This is a genomic window from Nocardia araoensis NBRC 100135 (genome assembly GCF_000308435.1).
In the GTDB taxonomy this organism is placed as follows: domain Bacteria; phylum Actinomycetota; class Actinomycetes; order Mycobacteriales; family Mycobacteriaceae; genus Nocardia; species Nocardia araoensis.
Map to the genome: position 1 here is coordinate 1 of NZ_BAFR01000109.1, position 21,416 is coordinate 21,416.

The window sequence follows — 21,416 nt, forward strand, 5'->3', positions numbered from 1 at the left end:
GAAGCGCACGACGCGGGCGCCGACACCGCCGCGGCGGTGCGCGTCGGCACGGTCAGGACCGCCCGTGTGATCACCGCCGCGGCGACCCTGCTGGTGATCGTCACCGGGGCGTTCACCCTGTCCCCACTGACTCCCATGCGCTTCCTCGGCCTGGGCATGATCATCGCACTCGTCGTGGACGCCACCCTGGTCCGCATGCTCTTGGTGCCCGCGCTGGTCCAGCTGATGGGCCCGGCCAACTGGTGGTCACCGCGGCGCAGGCGCGTCGTCCCGGCCACCGTCGGCCGCATCCGGGAACACACGTCCGCGGGCTGACGGTTCCGGCGAACCCGAGCGTCACAAGCCGTCCGGTACGAGGGCCGAGTTGGTGTAACGCTGGCACCACTCGCCTCTCGGCACTTCCTGAGGCGGCGAAACTGAACCATTATGGGTTGGGACCGTGAGACTGAATCCTCAGCCCTGCTAGGAGTCGACATTCTCTCCCGCCGCCCGTGGAATCCGGCACTGTCCGAAGTCGCTACCGTTCCGGGACTTCAGGCAGCATAAGTTCCACCAGTTTCCACACACCTGTCGACGGATTGGCACGATGATCATCGCCGCCGTCCACGCTCCGCGACTTCGCGCGACGCACGGCTTCCTCAACACGCTCGTTGTAGTCCGCGAAACGTAGCGCAGATTTGTCATATGCCGGAAGGTGCTTTTTGAGGCGCTTCTCGACGTCTCTGAAACCGGTCAAGGGCGCATCGCAATTCTCGAAATGAAGCAGCAGCCAGTACTCGAAACACGGATTCGACACCGCCAGATCGATTTTCGATGTCCGTGCCATTCGGATCGCTTCGGAGTAGTCGAACTCGTCGACGTCGAGAACGCACCAGATTTGGTCGTAGTCTGCGCGTTGTCTGGCCGCGAAGGCAACGACGCGCTTGGGATCCTCGGGACGCACCGCCACCGCGGACTTGGTTGCCGGATTGCGCAGGTGGCGACGTAGACCGTGGAAGTACGCGGGCTCGGTGACTTCGCCTCCGCAAACGATCAGAATAAGCGTCACCGGATCGCGGAACGGCGCCCGTCGACGGCGCGAGTTCTCACGCCGGGTGGCCATGCCGCAAAACCTCCGCGAGTCGATGGAAGTCGACCTGCGGGATCGCACCGAAACTGCCTCCGAGATATCGACGTTCAAGATTGTGCTCGTTGCGCGGCTTGTAATCGGTCAACGGATACAAGGAGCTGGCCCCGTTGTCGTCCTTCTCGACGAACCACACCTGATCGCGGCGCAGCAATCCGTCGGGACGAACGACCGTACCGAGGAGGGATGAGTCGTGGGTAGTCAGGATCAGTTGCGCGCCACGAGAATTGGTCTCGTCCGACTGGAACAGTTCGATCAGCGACGCGGTGAGCAACGGATGAAGACTGGTGTCGATCTCATCAATGACCAGAACCCGCCCGTGATCAAGTGCGTCCAGCACTCCGGGCAAGATTTCGAGCCAGGCGATGGTACCCGCGGACTCCTGTTCCAGCGGAAGCGCGGCCCCTTCACTGCCATGATGAACGAATACCAGCGGAGGCAAGGCGCGAGCAACACTATCCGCGTACACATCGGGCACCGCAGGCACACCCTCCGTCGCGTCATCGATTTGCGCTTCACTTTTCGAAGCGAACTCATCGAGCATTTTCAGCCCTGTGATGTCGAGCCGTTGCCCTGGCGGGATGGAGTCGAGCAGAGCCTCGGGAACAACAGGTGTATCGATGGCGGCAATGCCGAAGTCTGCCTCTTGAACCAGCTCCACCAGACGAGCCCCCTCCGCCGCCGAACCATGAAGTAGAACTCGACGCAGGCGACGAGCGATCGCAGCGGTCGAAGCACGTCGCCCGTCGGGCAGAATCAGCGTTTCACGGAACCAGCGGTGTACCGGCTGGAACATATCCGGCCTGGCTTGGGCAACAGCACTCAGGAACAGGGCATTGGGTCGTGTGAGCTCCTGCAACAGTTTGAGCTGAGCCCGATGCTCTGCCATCGCCGACCCAGAGCTGTACTCGTCCCCGGTCCGCTGAAACAACACCCGCTTACGCTTCTCCGGATAGCTGAAAAGCCATTCCTCGAGCACCCGCTCGTTATCGACTGTGAACCCATACGTCCACGGAACCCCGTCGGCCACGATCTCGACGACATAAGTCGACGCCACAGAGAATATGTGACTCGTCCGGAAGCTGTAAGGTGCGCGCGGAACACCCGCGAATGGCTCCCACTGGGAGAACGACTGGGTCACCGCCCGCTGCATGAACCGGAGCCCATCCAAGAGATTGGACTTCCCCGAGGCGTTCGCCCCGTACACTGCGGCAACCGGAACCGCGGGCCGATCGTCAGCGGCAGGCATCAACAACAGTTCGTTCTCGTCCGCGAACGAACGATGATTGCCGACCCTGAAACTACGAAGCATCTGCCACCTCCCGAGACCGAGTTGAAAGGCCTTTTGGGCAGTATACCTGCAAGATCGGTCCTGAGATTACTCAGATGTCGCATTCAGGGCATACCGAATCAATGGAGCCACAGACCAGCGACGGCGTCGAGAACCAGAACGAACCACTCCCATCCGGCTATCCGGCGAGGAGCCTCCTCAGTGGAGATGGCGGGAACTTACTCGAACCGGACCGACCTGCTCGATAGCTTCGGCGGGCTGCGGGGACGCTTCCCCCAAAAGCAGACCAGGCAGGTCGAAGCCGTCGCCGCCATCCAAGTCATCCGGTGGGCAGGAGCCGGTGACCACCGAAGAGACAGCCACGACCTCGGACGCGTAGGAGGCAGCGCGCCTAGAACTTAACTCGAGGTCTTGCAACATATGGCGCAGCAGAGGGTGGCGAAGGTGTTCGTTCCGCCTGTCATTTGCGCGAAAGATCTTGCTGAACCATCACTTTGACTAGATTCATGGTATGAATCTCCGTAAACTCACCTTACCTGCGGTTTTCGCGGCTGCGCTCACGATGGCGGGCGGCGCGGTCGCCGGCGCCACCCCGGCGCAGACCGTGGACGACGGCACCGTGTACTTCAGCTACGCCAGTTCGAACTGCTCGATCCATTCGAACGGTGACGTCGGCTGCGATATCCCGTTCGGCACCAATCTGTTCGGATTCACGGTCTACGATCTGGCGATCGACCTGCCGTTCCTGCCCGCCCACCCGACCTTCGGACTCACCGGCTCGCACGGCGTCCCCGGCAGCCCGCCGATCGCGGGCACCCTCACCAACGGTGGCGCCAGCTGCACCGGAGGCGGCCGGGGCGCCCTGCTGTGCACTTCGAAGGGCCACAGCTTCAGCTTCGGCTGGTCGGGCACCCAGATCAGCTGACACATCGAGCCGCCCGGCGCGCGAGCAGTGCGAGCCGGGCGGCTCTTTCATCGCGCACGGCCGACCACATCCATCGCTCGACGTGTAGTCCTACGCGACCAGTTCCAGCAGGCCGCGTGGGTCCCACGGCATCGGCCCGGTCGGGAAGCCGAGCCGCACCAGCCGGTGCGGCGCGGCCGCGTCGAAGTGGGCCACCGCAGGTGGCAGGAACCCGCCGATCACCTTCTCCACCATCGTGTTCAGCCCGGACAAGCGCGGCCGCAGCCGTACCTGCCAGCTGGTGATGCGACCGGCCGGTACGTCGACGACGGTGCGCTGCTCCACTTTCGCCCCGAGCGGAATGTGCGCCGAGAAGGCCAGCCACAGGTCGACGCACTCCTCGGCGCCCTCGGTGAAGTCCAGGCCGCGCAGCAGCGTCAGGCCACCGGCGAGCGGCATCACGTTGGCCGGAAAGGGCGCGATCCCGCCACCGAACTGGAGATGGGCGGTGCCGACGAAGTTGGCCTCCTCTCGGGTGACCACCTTTGGGCCCGAGCGGGTTTCGGCGCGGTAGCGCTCCGCCGACAACCGGTCTCCGCAGCGCCGGAACCGCTGCTCGATGGTCATCGCGAAATTCGCGTGCCCGAGGCCGACCTCGAGCATCGAGCGGTAACCGTCGCCGTCGTGCGACACCACGCTGATCAGGTCCAGCTTCGGCGGCCGATCGGCGACGGTGACGGTGTAGACGGACTTCTCTCCGTCGGGGATCCCCGGATCACGAAAGGCGGTACGCACATGTCCTCCTCAAGGTGTGTCCCCGGCCGCCGCCGCGAACACCGCTTCGAGCGTGGCCACGTAGCGCTCGACGGAACCGTGCGCGACCGGCGTGTCCGGGTAGATGACGCTCAGCGTGGTCTCCGACGCGAGCCGGTTGATCCAGATCAGCACCTGTTCGGAGGCGGCGCGATTGGCGTACAACCCGCACGACGCCAGGTCGAAGAACTCGTTGCCGAGCAGTTCCCTGGCGTCGACGTAGGAGATCATCGGCATGGACCAGCCCGGTTCCAGGTCGAGATCGGAATCGGCGGGCAGCAGTTCCACCACGCGCTGGAACGAAGTGGGAGCCAGGCGAAGGCCGTTCTCGTACGCGCGCTGCGCGATGGCCGCGGCCCTGGCGAAGGTGGTCGTGGGCGCGATCGGAAAGGCCACCGGTAGCAGCGTCACATACCAGCCGACGGAGGCGCGTTCGGCCGCGGAACCTCGGGTGCTGACCGGAGTCATGCCGAAGTAGTAGTCGCTGTCGATGAGCTCGCGCTCGGCCAGCGCCGCCGCCGCGAAGATGCCGCCGACGAATTCCGCGCCGTTGTCGCGGCAGACCCGCTCGAATCGCAGCGCGGTGGCCTCGTCGAACAGGGTGACCGTGCGGTGCGCGCTGCGGTTGTACACATCGGTCCGCCTGCCCAGATCCAGCGGGAAGGAGGGCAGTTCGCCGTCGTTCCCGCGGATCAGCTCCAGCCACTTCTGCACGCCGGGCGAGGCGAGCGTCATCCGGCCGGTGTACTCCCGCTCGGCGGTGCAGTAGTCGAGATAGCTGGCCGCGGGATGCAGCATGCCGACGTCCTCCCACACCTCGCGCAGATACAGCAGCGCGAGGTCGAACCCGGACAGGTACTGGCCGAATCCATCGGTGTGCAGATGGTCGACCGCCAGGTAGACCGTGGTCGAATCCTCGCGTTCGATCGCCCCGAAGGTGAAGCAGTCCCAGTCGAAAGGCCCCGGCGTCGTCTTCTGGACATGGTCGCGGATGGCCCTGGCCTCGTCCACGTGGCCGTGGTCGACCGGCACGAAGTCGACGTCCTCCTCGGGCACGAGGTGCCGCTCGATCGCGCCGGCGGAGTCGACCCGGAACCAGGTCCGGAAGGTGTCGTGGCGCAGCAGGAACGCGTTGACCGCCCGCGTCATCGCGGCCGGGTCCAGGCCGCCGGTCGGGATCTCCGCGGTCACCAGGCACAGGCCCGAGTACCGGAAATCCGCGTCGGCGTGCCGATCCGCGAGCCGGAGGTACTGCTCCTGCTGGTGCGAGGGCGGGGCCGGGTGCACCGGAGCCCGCCGGGCGCGCGCCACCGATTCCGGTGACGCCACCCAGCTGACCAGCCGGCCCGGCCCCGGCTCCCATTCATCGATCAGCCCGAAACGGACCACGGGAATACCTCGTTTCGACGACGGCGGTCGGTCACGGCCTGGCCCCGGCCGCCACCAGCGCCGGAGCCGGTTCGGCCGCGGCGGTGTTCGAAGCGGTCGGCTCCGCCGGATCCGCGACCGGCTGTGACCGACCGGAATCCGCGGCCAAGATCAGTTCCGCCACTTTCGGGCCTGCCTGCTCCAGGCTGAACGACCGGCCCATCTGCAGCGACATCAGGTCGATACCGAGGGTCTTGGTGACCCGCGCGCCGAGTTCCACCGCCATCAGCGAATCCAGTCCGAGTTCGGGCACCGGAACGGTCATGTCGATGGACTCGACCGGCACACCCATGACCACGGCCAGTTCCTCGGCCATCTTGCGGGCGACGAAGGCCCCGCGCTTGCCCTCTTCGATCGCGGCCACCTCCGCGCGCAGCCGGGCCAGTTCGGAGGTGTCCTTGGCGGAGGCCTGCGCGAGCGCGGTCGTGCGGCCCGTGCGAGTCAGCTGCGGGAACGTGCCGGTCAGCTTGGCCCAGTCGGTCGGGATGATCGCCGCGCGGGCCACACCCAGGCGCAGCGTCTGCTCGAGATAGGCGGTGGCATCTGCCATGTCGATCGGATCGAAGCCGACCAGGTCGAGGTACTTCAGGGCCGTCTCGTCGGCGGCCATGCCGCCCGTCGCGCCCGACAGATGCCCCCAGCCGACGCACAGCGCCCGCTCGCCGGCCCGGGACCATTCCTCGGCCAGCGACTCCACCGCCACGTTGGCCGCGCAGTAGTTGTACTGACCGTAGATGCCGTACATCGAGCCGCCCGAGGAACACAGGACGAACATGTCCAACCGGATCCCGGCGTCGGCCACGGCCTGGTGCAACACGCGGGCGCCGTGCACCTTCGGGCGATACACCCTGACCAATTCGTCGAATCGCATTGCGGCCAAGCGGTTGTCGGCCACCGCGCCCGCCGCGTGGAACACCCCGCGCAGCGGGTGCTCGGCGCTGTGGGCCCGCGCGACGATCGCGGCGATCGCCGCCGGATCGGTGACGTCGGCCCGCTCCTCGACCACCTCGACGCCGACGGTGCGCCACGCCTCGAGCTGGCGGCGTGCCTCTTCCGTGCCCGCGCCGCCGCGGCCGAGCAGTACCAGCCGCCGTGCCCCGCGCAGTACCAGCCAGCGGCCGATGGCCATCCCGAACCCACCGAATCCGCCGGTGACCAGATAGGTCGCGGCGCCGTCGATCTCGATCTCCGGCAGGTACGGCCGCACCGCCGGGGTCGGCGAATCCATGCGCAGCGCGATCCGGGCCAGACCGGTCGAGCGGATGGTCTCCTCGAAGGCCCGGCCCACCTCGTCGGTCTCGAACAGCTGGTAGGGCAGCGGCTTGTAGGTGCCGGCGAGCACCTTCTCGTAGACCCGCTGCAACAGGCGGGCCAGCCGCTGCGCGTCGACGGCGACCAGGCGGTCCAAGTCCATCGAGAAGTACGCCAGGTTCTTGTCGAAGTTGGCCATCTCCAGCAGGCCGCCGGTGTAGATGTCGGCCTTGCCGACCTCGACGATGCGCCCGAATTCCGCGACGGCGTTGAAGTTCTGGCGCAGGATCTCCCCCGGCGCGCTGCTGAGCACCACCTCGACGCCCTTGCCGCCGGTCAGCTCCAGGACGTCGTCGACGAAGTTGAGCGAGCGCGAGTCGATCGCGTGATCGGCGCCGAGGGCCAGCACGTGGGCGCGGCGCTGGTCGGTGCTCGCGGTACCGATGATGCGCGCGCCGCGATCCTTGGCCACCTGGATCGCGGCCGTGCCGACGCCGCCCGCGGCGCCGTGGATCAGCACCGTCTCGCCCGGTTCCAGCCGGGCCAGATCCAGCAGCGCGTATTCGGCCGTGCCGAAGGCGATGGTGCTGGTGCAGTAGGCCGGATCGGCGTCGGGGGGCAGCGGGATGGCCAGCTGCCGGTCGACGACGACGTAGCGTTGCATCATGCCCTTGGCCGCGACCGCGACCAGATCGCCCACGGCGACGTCGGTGATCCCGTCGCCGACCCGCACCACCTCGCCGACGCCCTCCATTCCCGGCACGGTGCCGAAATAGGTCGGCGCCAGTTCGCGCTCACCGAGCAGGCCGATGACCTTGAGCGGATCCTTGTAGTTGAGGCCGATGATCTTCATCCGCACCTCGATCCGGCCCGGACCGGGTTCCGGCCGCGGGCACTGCCGCCACGCCAATGCCGACAGCAGGCGGGTCCGCGGCATCTCCAATGCGAAGTTGGCTTCCGGGTCGGTCAGCGGCTCGGCGGTATCGAAGGCGTCGAGGCGTTCCTGGAGCGGTTTGGTCACCAGCGGAACCCAGCGCTTGCCCGCGCGCAGCACCACCTCGTCGAGGTTGTCGTTCCAGAACGCGCCCGGCACGGCCAATTCCTCGAGCAGATCGCCGATCTCGGTGTCGGGTTCCACGTCGATCAGCCGCCAGCGCAACGCCGACTGCTCGTTGAGCAGTACCCGGCGCGCACCGGCCAGCGCGGCATGACTCGAATTCGGCGGGATCCGGCTGTCCGGCAGGGCGAACGCCCGCTCGGTCACCAGGGTGGCATGACACCACCCGTCACCGAAGACGCTCTGCGGCCCCTGTTCGGTGGCCTCCGGGTGGACGAACTCGTCGAGGGCCACCGCGATCCGCTCCAGCACCCACAGATCGGCGACATCGTCCTCGACAGCACCCGCGACCACGCAGACGTGCAGCCGGTCGGCGCCCTCCGCTTCGGCGGCCGCCAGTGTCGCGGCCAGATCGGCGGCGAGTTCGCGGCCCGCCACGCCGGCCACGTAGAGCCGGGAGCCCGGGATCGCGGCGGCCAGCTGCCCCGCGCGGCGACAGTCATTGCCCAGCGCGACGATCACCGTGGACACCGAATCCTGCGGCAACGCGGCGGGATCCAGCGCATCGCGCGGTTCCAGCGTCTCGGCGTAGTAGAAATCGACCATCCGATGCAGCGGATCCCGGCCCGGCGCGAGCGCACCGATCTGCAGGCCGCTCAACCGCATCACGAGGTTGCCCTCGTCGTCGAGCAGATCCACGTCGGCGCGCAGCCGCGCCCGGGGATCGCGCCGCGCGACCACGGTGATCCGCTCGGGCAGCGGCGCCACCAGCCGCACCGCCGCGACACCGACCGGCACCAGCGTGCCCTCATCGATCCGGGCGTCGGCGAACAGCAGGGCCGCGGACTGCATCGCGGCATCGACCACCGCGGGGTGGGCGAGATGGCCGGAGTCGGCGGCGATGGTGCCGTCGACGGTGGCCACCACCGCGTCCGCGCCGACGCGCACCGAGGTGACGCGGCGGAAGGCCGGACCGTACTGCAACCCCGCCGCGGCCAAGCCGCTGTAGAACATCCGCGGGTCGACGTCGAGACCGACGTCGAGGGTCGGCACCGTGACCTTCGTCGGCTTGTGGCTGCCAGTCAGCGTGCGGCCGAACGCGTGCACCGTCCACGCCGTGCCGGTCGCCGAGCGCGATCGGATCAGGAACCGGCCGCTGGCCTCCTCGACGGTGAGCGCGACCAGCGGCACGTCCGGCGCGCCCATGATCAGCGGGGCCACGAATCGAACTTGTTCCAGCGCAACCCGTTCCACACCCAGGCGGGCGGCCGTCGCGCTCAGCGCGGCATCCAGGTAGGCCGCGCCCGGCATGATCTTGACGCCGTTGACCACATGGTCGGACAGCCACGGCAGCAGCTCGGTGCCGACCTGCAGCAGCCAGTCCGGCCTGCCCTCGACGTCGGGATCGCCGAGCATGGCGTAGGCGCCGGGGGTGCCCAACCGGGCCTGCTCGAACAGCGGCAGCGCCGCGTGCAGCCGGGTGCGCTGCCACGGATAACGCGGCAGCGGCACGTGCGGGGTGGCCGGGTGCCGCGGCGGGAACAGCTCGTCGAGGTCGAGGACGCCCGCGCCGTAGAGGCCGATGAGGGTGCGGCGGATGCTCACCGAATCCGGCTGCTTGCGATCCAGCGTCGGCACCGTCGTGCCGGTGACGTCCGCGCCGAGCAGCGCTTCGCGGATGTTGCCCGACAGCACCGGGTGCGGGCCGACCTCCAGGAAGACCCGGCTGTCCGCGCCGATCAACGTCGTGACCGCGTCGGCGAACCGGACGGGCTGCCGCACGTTCGCGCACCAGTACTCGGCGTCCCAGTCCGGGCCGAGCACCGGTTCGCCGGTGACCGAGGAGTACAGCGGCACGGTCGGCGCCATCGGCGTCAGCCCGGCCAGCGCCGCGCGCAGCTCGTCCAGGATGGGGTCCATCAACCGGCTGTGGTACGGCACCTCGACGCGCAGTCGGCGTGCGAAGATACCGTCCTCGGTGAGCTTTTCGGCGATCTCGTCGAGGCGGTCGATGTCACCGGCCAAGGTCAGCGAGCTCGCGCTGTTGATCGCGGCGACATCGACCCGCTGGTCGTCGCCGACGAGCTCGCGGGCCTGCCCGGGCGACATCCCGACCGCGAGCATGCCACCCGAACCGGCGGTCGTCGCCTGCAACCGGGCCCGGTGGTAGGCCACCAGCACCGCGTCGCGCAGCGACAGCATGCCGCTCACATAGGCCGCCGACACCTCGCCCACGCTGTGCCCGACCACGGCCGCGGGCCGGATACCGTACTCGGCCAACTCCCGCACCAGCGCCACCTGCACGAGAAAGTTGGCAGGCTGCGCCACCTCGGTGCTGGTCACCCGGGACTCCCGCTCGGGCCGCAGCAGTTCCTCGATGATCGACCAACCCGCGATGGATCGGAACTCCGCGTCGATCGCCCGCGCCGTATCGGCGAAGGCGCCCTCTCCGCCGAGCGATTCGCGCGCCATTCCCCACCACTGCGGACCCATGCCCGAGAAGACGAACACCGGTTCGGCCGTGCGCGCCACGATCGTCCGCGCGGCGTCGCGGCCCTCGCCCGCCGCGAACGAGCGCAGATCGCGGACCAGGTCGGCGGTGTCGCCGAGGAGCATGCCCGTGCGGTATTGATGGTGCGCCATGCGCGTCCATGCGGCCTCGGCCAGCCGGTGCGGGTCCGCGCCCGCGGCGATCAGATCGCCGAATCGACCGGCCAGCGCCCGTGCAGCCCCGGTGCTGCGCGCGGAGATCGGCAGGACACCGAAATGCCTCGGTGGCGAGACACGTTCAGTGGTGTCCGGCCGGAACTCCCGCAGGATGGTGTGGGCGTTGGTGCCGCCGTATCCGAAGCCGTTGACCGCGATCGTCATCGGCTCGGCGTCGGCGGGCAGCACCTCCGCCTCGAGCTGGACGTGCAACCCCAATTCGTCGAACGGGATGTCGGGATTGGGTTTGTCCAGCCAGCCCTGCGGCGGGATGGTGCGATGCCGGATCGCCAGCGCCGCCTTGATCACGCTCGCGATACCGGCGGCGGCCTCGGTGTGACCGAGTGTCGACTTCACCGAGCCGACGCCCAGCGAGCGCGTGCGCCCCGCGGGCGCGCCGAACACCCGGCCCAGCGCCCGCAGCTCGACCGGATCGCCGACCAGCGTGCCGGTGCCGTGCGCCTCCACGTAGGTGATCGCGTCCGGTGCGAGCCCGGCGCGGCGGCACACCGACCGGGCCAGCGCCTCTTGCGATTCGGCGTTGGGCACGGTGATCGCGGTGGTGCGGCCGTCCTGATTCGAGCCGGTCGCCTTCACCACCGCGTAGATCCGGTCACCGTCGCGGACCGCGTCGTCGAGCTTCTTCAGCGCCACCATGCCCGCGCCCTCGCCGCGCCCGTAGCCGTCGGCGGAGGCGTCGAAGGATTTGCAGCGGCCGTCCGCGGCAAGGAAGCCGCCCTTGCACATCAGGACGAAGGTCTCCGGTTGCAGCATCACGTTCACGCCGCCCGCGAGCGCCACCTCGCAGTCGCCGTTCTCCAGCGCCTGGCAGGCGAGATGGAACGCGACCAGCGACGACGAGCACGCGGTGTCGACCGTGAGCGCGGGACCGACCAGGTTCAGCGCGTAGGCGATCCGGTTGGACAGCATGGTGTAGGACGCACTGGCCGGGGTGTGCATGTCGGTGTGGAACAAGGCAGGCCCGACCACGCCGATCACCGACTGATCCACCACGAACCCGCCGACGTAGACGCCGATCGACCCGCCCGCCGCGCGCCGCGCGATCCCGGCGTCGTCGAGCGCCTCCCAGGTCACCTCGAGCATCAGTCGCTGCTGCGGATCCAGCACGGTCGCCTCGCGGGCGGAGATGCCGAAGAAGTCCGGATCGAACTCCCACGGGTCGATCGTCATGAACGCCGCGCGCTTGGTGTAGCTGCGTCCCGGCGTACGCGGTTCCGGATCGTAATAGCGGCGGTAATCCCAGCGATCGGCCGGCATCTCGACCACACCGTCGCGTTTGTCCAGGACGAATTCCCAAAAAGTTTCGGGCGAGTCGATTCCGCCCGCAAACCTGCAGCCGATGCCGACAATTGCAATATCCGACATGCACATCCTCCGGGTCGGATCAAGTTCGATCGCCATTCTTTTTCCGGCGATTCACGAATTAGCCTGTGCGCAGCTGGCGTTCGGCTCAGCGTAACGGCCGCCACACCGGCCGTCGCGGGCTCAGGGAGACTTCACAATCCACTCGCGAACCGGGTTGTCACTTGTCGAAATTCTGGATCGTCCGCCGGTGAAATACCTTGCCATTGCTAGGTTTCAGCTGTTCCGGGCGCCCACCGGAATACGATGTCATCGGTTAGGAGGCGGCATTGTTCGCCGAGTTCACCCACTGGACCGATACGCTCGTCCGGCGGCGATTCACCGTCATCGGGTGCGTCGTCGCCGCGCTGCTCGCGCTCGGTGCCTACGGCGTCGGGTTGGACGACCACCTCAGCGTCAGCGGGTGGAACGATCCGACCTCGGAATCGGCGCGGGCGGCCCGGCTGAAAGACGAGGCATTCGGCCACGACCACATCGCCGACGTGCTCTTGCTGTATCGCGCCCCGGCGGGCAAGACGATCGACGACCCCGACTTCGCCGCCACGGTCGTGGGTCACCTGAACAGCCTGCCGCAACGCTTTCCGGGCCAGATCACGAAGATCAACGCCACCTACTGGCCCACCGACACCGGGGTGCGCCTGCCGGAGATCTTCGGCTCCGCGGACCGCGACTACGCCTTCGCCTCCATCGCCATTCGCGGCAGCGACGACACGGAGATCATGCGCAACTATCGAAGGGTGGCCGATCAGTTCCGGATACCCGGCATCGAGATGGAGGTCGCGGGCGGGCAGCCGGTCGCGGCCGCCCTCAACGACACCATGGCCCACGATCAGCGGCGCATGGAGCTGTTCGCCGTCCCCGCCGTGGCGGTGCTGCTGTTCTTCCTGTTCGGTGGCGTCGTGGCGGCCGCGCTGCCGCTCATCGTCGGCGGGCTGACCGTGCTGGGAGCATGGGGGATCATTCGCGCCATGACCACCGTCATGGAGGTCAACTCCTTCGTCTCGCCGGTGGTGTCGATGGTCGGACTCGGCCTGGCCATCGACTACGGCCTGTTCATCGTGAGCCGGTTCCGCGAGGAGCTGGCCGAAGGCCGCGAGGTATCCCGGGCGGTGCGGCGCACGGTCGCGACCGCCGGGCGCACCGTGGTGTTCTCCGCGACCATCGTGGTCGTCGCCGCGGGCGCCATTCTGTTGTTCCCACAGGGGTTTCTGCGCTCGTTCGCCGTGGGCGCGATGGTGACGGTGGCGCTGGCGGCGCTGATCTCGATCACGTTGCTGCCCGCCATGCTGGCCGTGCTGGGACCGCGCGTGGACCGGCTGGGTTTCAACCGGTTCCACGCGCGACGTGCCGGTGACCGCGATGCGGACAACCCGTGGGGTCGCGTCGCCGGGTGGGTCATGCGAAGGCCATGGGCCGTGACGGTTCCGGTGGTGGCCGTCCTGGTGCTGCTCATCACCCCGGTGCGCGGCGTGGCCTTCGGCGGCATTTCCGAGCGTTTCCTTCCACCACTGCATCCGGCCCGAACGGCGCAGCAGCACTTCGACCAGGTCTTCCCGCTGCGCCAGATCAACCCGGTGGACCTGGTGCTGATCACCCACAACACCGCCGATATCGACGCGGTGGTCGCCCAGGCCGGCCGGGCTCCCGGGCTCATCGCCCCGTTCCCGCCCGCGGTGCAGGGACCCGCGCACCCGGCCGTCTTCACCACCTCGACCGCGCTGCGGGATGCGCACGACGCGAACGCGACCATCGACTATCTGCGTTCCATGCCGGTACCGAAGGGAACGACGGTGCTGATCGGCGGACAGCCCGCGGTTCAGCGCGACAGTGTCGACGCGCTGCTGCGCCGGATGCCGCTGATGATCGCGCTCGTCTTTCTCGTCACCACCGTGCTGATGGTGCTGGCCTTCGGCTCCCTGGTGCTGCCGCTCGAGGCCGCGCTGCTGAATCTGCTCGGGCTCGGCTCCACGCTCGGCATCCTCACCTGGATCTTCGTCCAGGGCCACGGCGCGGATCTGCTCGAGTTCACCCCGCAGCCGATCATGGCGCTGGTGCTGGTGTTGATCGTCGCCGTGATCTACGGCTTGTCCACCGACTACGAGATATTCCTGCTCGCCCGCATCGTGGAGGCGCGGGCGGCGGGTGCGACGACCACCGAGGCGGTGCGCGCGGGCATCGCCCGCACCGGCTGGATCATCACCGCCGCCGCCCTGATCCTGTTGGTGGTGACCGGCGCCTTCGCGTGGTCGGATCTGGTCATGATGCAGTACATCGCCTACGGCATGGTGGCGGCGCTGTTCATCGACGCGACCATCCTGCGCATGCTGCTGGTGCCCGCCACCATGCGCCTGCTGGGCGACGCCTGCTGGTGGTCCCCGTCCTGGCTGCGACGCGTCACGCAACGCGGCGGGCCGCACCGGACCTCTCCCGAACGCGAGGAGCCTCGCAGCGAAGCCGTCCGGGGCTCGGAACGCCCCTGAGCTGTCCGCAGGGCGACGGCCTGATCCACCGGGTTCGCGAGTACATGGACACCGCGCGGGCATCGCGACATCTTCGGTGGTGGTGCTGTCGCCCTCGGCACCGGCGAGTCCGAACGCCTGTCGATCGAGCCCAACGGATCACCGCGGCAGCGGTAGGTGCGCGAGCCGCGCCCGGTGCCAGCTGCGGCGTTCGCAGGATGCGGCATACCGCAGACCCGGTAGTCGATCCCGGTGCGGTCGCGGTGCCGTGCCGCGATATCGCGCAGGCTCAGTTCGCGGTCGACCAGCTCCACGGACTGCTGGCCGCCCGCGCGCGGTCCGGCAGGGCCGATGTGAGCGCGGCCAGGCCGAGGGCCGCGGCGACGATGGCCGAGAGCATGATCATGCTGCCCGACAGCGTGTGCGCGCGGAAGAACAGTGCGCTGAGCACCGCCAGTCCGACCGAATTGCCGATCTGCTCGATGGTGGGGAGTACGCCCGACGCCTCGCCCATGGCCTGGTCGTCCAAATCCGCCAGCATCAGCGGCTGTAGCGGCACGCCGAACACCCCGACTCCGAAGCCCGCGAGAAACGTCGGGCCCAGCACCAGCGGGAGGTTCACGGCCCCGTCACCCACGTACAGATATCCCACTCCGACAGCGACGCATCCGCCGAAAACGGCGATACCCGCGGACAGTGCTCGAGTTCCCCAGCGCCGCAGCAGAACCGGTGACAGCACCGCGCCCGCGCCCGCGCCGAGGGCGAACGGCGTCATGGCGACGCCCGTACGCAGGGCGGAGAATCGCAGCACGTCCTGCAGCAGGATCGATACGGTGAACACGAACGCGGTGAACAGGCCGAAGAAGATCGCCACCAGTGCCGATCCGACCGCGAATCCGCGGTCGGCGAACAGGTCCAGCCGTACCAGGGCGCGGCCGCCGCGGCGACGCGTCGCGCGCTCATGGGCCACGAACACCGCGCCCAGCACCACCGCGGCCGCGAGGTACACCCCGTGCAGCGGACGCCAGCCCGCCTGTTGACTGTCCGACAGCGCGAACAGCAGCCCGAACAGCGCCGCGGTGGCCACCGCGGCCCCGCGCAGATCCAGTGGTTCCCGATCGGTCGCCGGGCCCAGCCGCAGGTAGCCCGCGGCCAGCGCGATCGCCGTCACGCCCAGCGGCAGATTCATCAGGAAGATCGCGTGCCACCCGAGCCCGAACGGATCCAGGGTGATCAGCCCGCCGCCCAGGATCGGGCCGAGCATTCCGGCGAAACCCGCTGTCGCGCCGTACACGGCGAAGGCGTACTGATGGTGCTCGCGGCGGAAGCTCGCGGTGATGATGGCGATGGTCTGTGCCGCCATGCCCGCGCCCGCCACACCCTGGACGATCCGGGCGAGCACCAGTTCCACCGCCGTGGTGGACATTCCGCACCACACCGAGGCCGCCGTGAAGGCCACCGCCGACCAGAGGAACATCCGGCGGCGTCCGACGATCGCACCGACACGAGCGGCGGTGAGCAGCACGCAGGCGAACGCCAGCGAGTACCCGGCGACCACCCACAACTGCTCGGACCGCGACGCCCGCAGCTCCGCGGTGACGACCGGGAGCGCGGTGTTGACGATCGTCACATCGATCATCTGCATGAAGACCGAGATCAGACAGGCCCCGAACGATCCGAGCGCCACCGCCGCCTCTTTGCGGGTCATCGCATCGCCGCTTCGATCAGCGGCCACGAATTGCGCAGGTCCTGGTGCCAGTAGCCCCAGGAGTGGGTGCCGTTCGGCCGGAAGTCGAAGGTCGCCGCGACACCCAGCTGGCGTAGCCGGTCCTGCAATTGGTGGGTGCACAGGTTCGCCACCGCCTCCAGCGGGGCGCCGATCACGAGCTGGTAGAGCAGGTGCGTGAGGTCTCCGCGCGCGCCTTCGAGGTTGTCCATCGGCCCTGGCAGGCCCGTTCCGGCGGAAACGTAGATCGCGGTGCCGTGCAACCGGTCCGCGTGCAGGTACGGATCGTTGGCGCGCCACGCCGGATCGGTCGGCGGCCCCCACATGTTGACCACGGTGCCGCGCTGCTGGGTGACCACCGCCTGAACCACCGCCTGGCCCGCGGGGTCGCTGGTGCGCACGCAGCCGCTGTAGGAACCGATGGCCCGGTACAGACCCGGTGCGGCCATGGCCAACTGGAAGACCGAGGTCCCCGCCATCGAGATACCGGCGATAGCGTTGGTTCCGGTGCCGTTGAAGGCGGTGTCGATGAGCGGCGGCAGCTCCTTGGTCAGGAAGGTGGACCAGCGCTGCCTGCCGAGGACGGGGTCGTCGCTGCGCCAGTCGGTGAAATAGCTACCCGCACCACCGAAGGGGATGACCACGTTCACCTGCTTGTCGCGGAAGAAATCGACCAGATCGGTGCCGTCGAGCCAATTGCCCTCCGAACCGCCGTTGGCGCCGTTGAGAAGATAGAAGGTGGGCGCCGGTGTGTTCGGATCGGCCGCGCGCAGCAGGCGAATTCGCGTGGTGGTGTTCATCGCGGCCGAGTACACCTCGAGTTCGGATTGGCGGTCGGATTCGAGCCGGGCTTCCACTATTCGCGATCCGTCTGCCGCCGCGGCGGGTCGCGGCGGGTCGGCACGGACCGGCTGTGCGCCGATCATCGCGCAAATGGAAATGAGGACCGCGGCGAGCACCGCGCCTGTTCGATGCGAAAATCCGGGCATGTCGACTCCTGGCCCAGGGAGGAGGGCTCGAATTCGCAGTCAATAACATCGCGCGTCCCGGCCGCCGGGTTTTCGTACGATTCTGTGTTTCCTACCAATTCGCCTCGGCGACCATTTACCGGATTTCCCAAACCGCCGCGGGACCGTTGCCGTCCCGCCGCGGCGGAATCTAGCGTCGAGCGCATGCCGTCCCCTCGACTGTGCCGCACGTCGCGCGGAACAGCCTGGCGCGCAGGCGTCTTCGCACTGCTGATGCTGATGGGCTCCGCGAGCCCGGCGGACGCCGAGCCGGCTCCGATGCGACCCGCGCACGGGCGAGCCGTCGAGCTGACCGTCTTCTCTCCCGCGATGGCCGCGCCGGTGTCGCTCATGGTGCTGCCCCGCCCGGACCCGTCGCGTCCGGCTCCGGTGCTGTATCTGCTCAACGGCATCGACGGCGGCACCGCGGGCGACGCCTGGACCGACCGGACCGACGTCGACCGGTTCTTCGCCGACAAGCAGGTGACCGTGGTGGTGCCGGTCGGAGGCGCGGGCAGCTACTTCACCGACTGGCGCGCCGACGACCCGGTTCTGGGCCGTCCGCGCTGGACCACGTTCCTCACCCGCGAACTCCCGCCGCTCATCGACGCCGCTTTCGGCGGCACCGGTGCCAATGCCATCGCCGGGGTCTCGATGACGGGCACCTCGGTGTTCCAATTGGCCATGGCCGCACCGGGTCTGTACCGGGCCATCGGTTCCTACAGCGGCTGCGTGCGCACCAGCGACGCTGCCGGACAGGCCATGGTGGCCACGATCGTCACCGCCGAGGGCGGCACGGTGACGAATATGTGGGGACCGCCGAGTGATCCGGCCTGGGCGGCCAACGACCCCTACCTACACGCGGACCGACTGCGCGGCACGACGATCTACGTGGCCGCCGGAAACGGGCAGGCGGGCCCGCTGGACCAGCCGCACAGCACGGGAATCGACGGCGATCCCGCGAAAATGGTGGACCGGTTGGCCGTAGGCGGCATACTCGAAGCCGTCTCGGACCACTGCACCCGATCCCTACGTGACCGTTTCCATGAACTCGGGGTCACCGCCATCTTCGCTCTGCGCCCCAGCGGCACCCACTCCTGGGGCTACTGGCAGCAGGACCTGCACAACAGCTGGCCGTTGTTCGAATCCGTTCTGCGCTAGCTGGTCCGGAACATCTTCCACGCGGCGTACCGCTCGGGCATGCGGAACGCACCCTCAGACGCACCCTTCCAGGGTCGCGTGTGCCAGTGCGTCGACCACGTCGCCGACTTCACGGCGGGCGCGCATCGCCTCGAGCTGACGCCGGGCGCCGTTGCCACGCTTGTCGAGGGCGGCGATCGCTTCGGCGACGAAGGTTCCGTCACCGGCGTCCCGCAGCGCGGCTTCGATCCGCCCGACGAGTTTGTCCAGCAAGTCGCGGTGTGGGACCACGCGTCCTTCGACGGGATCGAGGCCGTCACCGTCCAGACCCGACTGCGCGGCGTTCCAGTAGGCGGCGCGAAGTACTTCGGCGGGAACGGGCGGGGCGGGCTCACCCTGTTCGATCGCTCGCAGGCCCATGGTGACGGTGGCCCTGATCAACGCGGCGAGCAGTGCGGCTTCCTCGGCGGTGGCGGGCACGTCGCTGACCCGTACTTCCACGGTGGGAAACGATTCCGAGGGCCGGATATCCCAGTACACCATCTTGTTGTCGAGGATGCTTCCGCTGGCGAGCATCGTCGCGACGATCGCGTCGTAGTCCTCGACCGAGGCGAAGTACGGTGGCGGTCCCGCGCTGGGCCAGCGGCGCCACAGGATGCTGCGCCAACTCGCGTATCCGGTCTCGCTGCCACGGTAGATCGCGGAATTGGCGGTCAAGGCGAGGAATACCGGCAGCCACGGACGCACGTGATTGCCGACCAGTATCGCGGTCTCACGATCGGGCACACCGACATGCACATGGCATCCCGACAGCCCTTGTTCATGGGCGATCATGCCGAAGCTGTCGGCGATCCGCCGATATCGGGGTGTGTCGGTGACCGGAAACCCTTCGGGCACGGTCGGGGGGACCGCGACGGCGAGCAGCCGAGTTCGATCGGCGGCCGCGCATTCGGCGACGGTCCGACGCAGCGTGCGTAGTTCCGTGAGCAGGTCGCCGATATCGGAATGCACCCCGCTACTGGTCTCCACTTGGCAACTGGTCAGCTCGAGTTGCAGGTCGATGCCGGCTTTCTTCGCCGCTTCGGCAACTCGGATGTTCGCTGGTGTGGGGGCGCCGGTCACCGGGTCGGTCAGCAGGAATTCCTCTTCGACACCGACAGTGGGTACATGGTTGTCCATGGTCGTGATCACGCCCTTCGATACATCGGCCGGGAAACCTAGGTGGTAGCCGCCCGTTCCACGCCGATGCGATCCACCCAGGCGACTTGCCTGCGTGCGTGTCCACGGAGCGAGCGAATGTGTTCGGGCCGTACCCCCTTCGCACATACCCAAACGATCGGACACCGGCTGGCCAGCCGTCGTGGCCGGTGCGGCGGCCCTCGATTGAGATCGCGACAGCGGGGTAGATGCCACGTACATGCGGTGTAGCCACCGATTCCGGTGACCGCGCACGACGGAGGTAGCGACATGGCCGAACAGCACGACACGGCACCCGGCAGCGTGCCGGCAAACGTATTGTCGCGCAGGGACTTCGCCGACAGAGTGTTACGTGCCGCGGCAACTCCGGAACGAATCGCCGACGTCGTCGCGCAGATCGTGGGTGAGCGCATCGAGATCGGCCCGGTGCCGGTAGCTTTGAACGGACTCGTGCGCGCCACCGCGATCGCCGAAGCCGGACCCGTACACGCCGTGCGATGCGACTGCGGACCCTGGGATATGACGATCGCGGTGCCGATCCTGCTGCGCCTGCGCGTTCGCCTGCCCGGCCGAACGCTGCGATACATCGGCGCGGCCCGCGTATTGATCCGGCTCGCGTTGATTCCCCGCGAACCCTGCGGACTGTTCCTGCGGACCGACGAGGTCCACGCCGACGACCTCACCATCCGGATGCGCGCTCGCGACCTCACCTCCCGAGTCGTCGGAGGCATCGGCCGGGTCGAATCCACGGTGGCCGAGCACGTCCTGCGCTACATAGAGGAACTGTTCACCGGCCCCGCGTTCGGCGGCATACGCGACATCGATGTCGCCGACATCATCGACCGCGCCTGGGACGCGGGTCTCGTACTCCACTTCCCGGACCGCGCCGCGAGCTGATCCGCATCAGGGCGGTACATCGACTCGGACCGGCGGGGCGAGGGACCACATTCCTCGCCCCGCCGGTCCGCAAGGCAGGACCGTCGCAGCGCCACATCACATCGTGCGTAGCGCCGGCCACGCGTTCGGCCGAGATGGGGTGGCCGGTGACGGCTTCGGCTCCGGGTCCCCACGCCATACGCCGGACGCGCCGAGGGTGGTGCGGGGCCGCGCCTGCGGATGTGCGGCAACGGGTGGGAACCGGCTATCTGCCGGGTTTCTCGACTGAGTACTTGCGCGGCACTCAAATCAGTGCTATAAGAAATCTGTGCCCTATGGCACAACTTATCTGATTCGTTCTATGCAGAATAGAGTGAGTTGGAGGTGACGACCATGCTGATGCGCACTGATCCGTTCCGCGATTTGGAACGTTGGACGCAGCAGGTGTTCGGCACAGCGGCCCACCCCGCGGTCCTGCCCATGGACGCCTGGCGTGCGGGCGACCAGTTCGTCGTCGAGATCGACGCCCCCGGCATCGATCGGGATTCTCTCGACCTGAACGTCGAGCGCGACGTCGTGACCGTTCGGGCGCGCAGGCCGGAACTCGACGCCGATCGCGAGATGGTGGCCACCGAGCGGCCGCACGGCGAATTCAGCCGCCAGCTGTTCCTTGGCGACGACCTCGACATCGACCAGGTCCGTGCCGACTACGCCGATGGCGTGCTCCGTCTGACGATCCCGCTGGCGGACCGGCCCGAGCCGCGCAAGATCGAGGTCGCTCGGGGCGACGGGCACAAGGCGATCGACGCCTGAGCCCGGGACGGGAGATGCCGTCATGCCCGATTCGGCTGTACGTCCGCGGTCACTCGACGAGTGCGACGCCTGGCTGCTGGATCCCGACCTCGAACGATTGTTCGCCGAGGTAGACGCGATCCTGTGCGAGGCACGGGCCCGGTTACGCGGGCGGGCGCACCCGTCCATCCCGGCGCCGGGACCGCGGCGCGCCTCGAGCCCCCGTCCCGGCCGGGACGAGCTCGGGACGCACGGGTGGC

At 68.3% G+C, this 21,416-nt stretch carries 14 protein-coding genes; 6 read left to right on the top strand and 8 right to left on the bottom strand.

Features of this window, described 5'->3' with window-relative positions:
- Positions 1-315, top strand: a 315-nt coding sequence (locus ON21_RS14005) for an MMPL family transporter (protein ID WP_039798315.1), incomplete at its 5' end; no start/stop codon positions are given.
- A gap of 202 nt (positions 316-517) precedes the next feature.
- On the opposite strand, the gene ON21_RS14010 is transcribed toward ON21_RS14005, so the two are convergent.
- Complete coding sequence (locus ON21_RS14010; RefSeq protein ID WP_083880611.1) at positions 518-1,102, bottom strand: RloB family protein; 585 nt, start codon at positions 1,100-1,102, stop codon at positions 518-520.
- Positions 1,086-2,438, bottom strand: coding sequence for an AAA family ATPase (locus tag ON21_RS14015; RefSeq protein ID WP_051020785.1), 1,353 nt, complete (start codon positions 2,436-2,438; stop codon positions 1,086-1,088). Before ON21_RS14015 ends, ON21_RS14010 begins: the two co-directional genes overlap by 17 nt.
- 490 nt (positions 2,439-2,928) lie before the next feature.
- Between ON21_RS14015 and ON21_RS14020 the strand changes: the two genes are divergently transcribed.
- The gene (locus tag ON21_RS14020) at positions 2,929-3,342 is read left to right on the top strand and encodes a hypothetical protein (protein WP_157170837.1); all 414 of its coding nucleotides are present in this window, start codon (positions 2,929-2,931) and stop codon (positions 3,340-3,342) included.
- A gap of 90 nt (positions 3,343-3,432) precedes the next feature.
- On the opposite strand, the gene ON21_RS14025 is transcribed toward ON21_RS14020, so the two are convergent.
- The 3 genes from ON21_RS14025 to ON21_RS14035 are packed head-to-tail and all read right to left on the bottom strand — an operon-like array spanning position 3,433 to position 11,962.
- Complete coding sequence (locus ON21_RS14025) at positions 3,433-4,116, bottom strand: hypothetical protein (RefSeq protein WP_039798317.1); 684 nt, start codon at positions 4,114-4,116, stop codon at positions 3,433-3,435.
- A gap of 9 nt (positions 4,117-4,125) precedes the next feature.
- Positions 4,126-5,523: a condensation domain-containing protein gene (locus ON21_RS14030; RefSeq protein ID WP_039798318.1), complete on the bottom strand. Its 1,398-nt coding sequence runs from the start codon at positions 5,521-5,523 to the stop codon at positions 4,126-4,128.
- Positions 5,524-5,554: 31 nt separating this feature from the next.
- A complete protein-coding gene (locus ON21_RS14035) occupies positions 5,555-11,962 on the bottom strand; it encodes a type I polyketide synthase (RefSeq protein WP_039798319.1) in 6,408 nt (2,135 codons plus the stop codon).
- A gap of 266 nt (positions 11,963-12,228) precedes the next feature.
- Between ON21_RS14035 and ON21_RS14040 the strand changes: the two genes are divergently transcribed.
- On the top strand, positions 12,229-14,439 hold the full coding sequence (locus ON21_RS14040) for an MMPL family transporter (protein WP_039798320.1): 2,211 nt from the start codon (positions 12,229-12,231) through the stop codon (positions 14,437-14,439).
- Between the two features lie 268 nt (positions 14,440-14,707).
- Here the strand turns inward: ON21_RS14040 and ON21_RS14045 are convergent, their stop codons facing one another.
- Both ON21_RS14045 and ON21_RS14050 read right to left on the bottom strand, forming a co-directional pair.
- A complete protein-coding gene (locus ON21_RS14045) occupies positions 14,708-16,153 on the bottom strand; it encodes an MFS transporter (protein ID WP_245562599.1) in 1,446 nt (481 codons plus the stop codon).
- Entirely contained in the window at positions 16,123-17,133 is a 1,011-nt protein-coding gene (locus tag ON21_RS14050; RefSeq protein ID WP_039798321.1) for an alpha/beta hydrolase, read from the bottom strand. The genes ON21_RS14045 and ON21_RS14050 overlap by 31 nt, the downstream gene beginning before the upstream one ends.
- A 183-nt stretch (positions 17,134-17,316) precedes the next feature.
- On the opposite strand from ON21_RS14050, the gene ON21_RS14055 reads away from it, so the two are divergent.
- The gene (locus ON21_RS14055) at positions 17,317-18,312 is read left to right on the top strand and encodes an alpha/beta hydrolase (RefSeq protein WP_051020787.1); all 996 of its coding nucleotides are present in this window, start codon (positions 17,317-17,319) and stop codon (positions 18,310-18,312) included.
- A 54-nt stretch (positions 18,313-18,366) separates the two neighbouring features.
- Here ON21_RS14055 and ON21_RS14060 read toward each other — a convergent pair whose 3' ends face one another.
- Positions 18,367-19,470 (bottom strand): glutamate--cysteine ligase 2, encoded by a 1,104-nt coding sequence (locus ON21_RS14060; protein ID WP_039798331.1) that lies wholly within the window; start codon positions 19,468-19,470, stop codon positions 18,367-18,369.
- A 288-nt stretch (positions 19,471-19,758) separates the two neighbouring features.
- On the opposite strand from ON21_RS14060, the gene ON21_RS14065 reads away from it, so the two are divergent.
- Positions 19,759-20,385 (top strand): hypothetical protein, encoded by a 627-nt coding sequence (locus ON21_RS14065; RefSeq protein WP_039798322.1) that lies wholly within the window; start codon positions 19,759-19,761, stop codon positions 20,383-20,385.
- A 372-nt stretch (positions 20,386-20,757) separates the two neighbouring features.
- Complete coding sequence (locus tag ON21_RS14070) at positions 20,758-21,177, top strand: Hsp20/alpha crystallin family protein (RefSeq protein ID WP_039798332.1); 420 nt, start codon at positions 20,758-20,760, stop codon at positions 21,175-21,177.
- Positions 21,178-21,416: the final 239 nt, after the last annotated feature.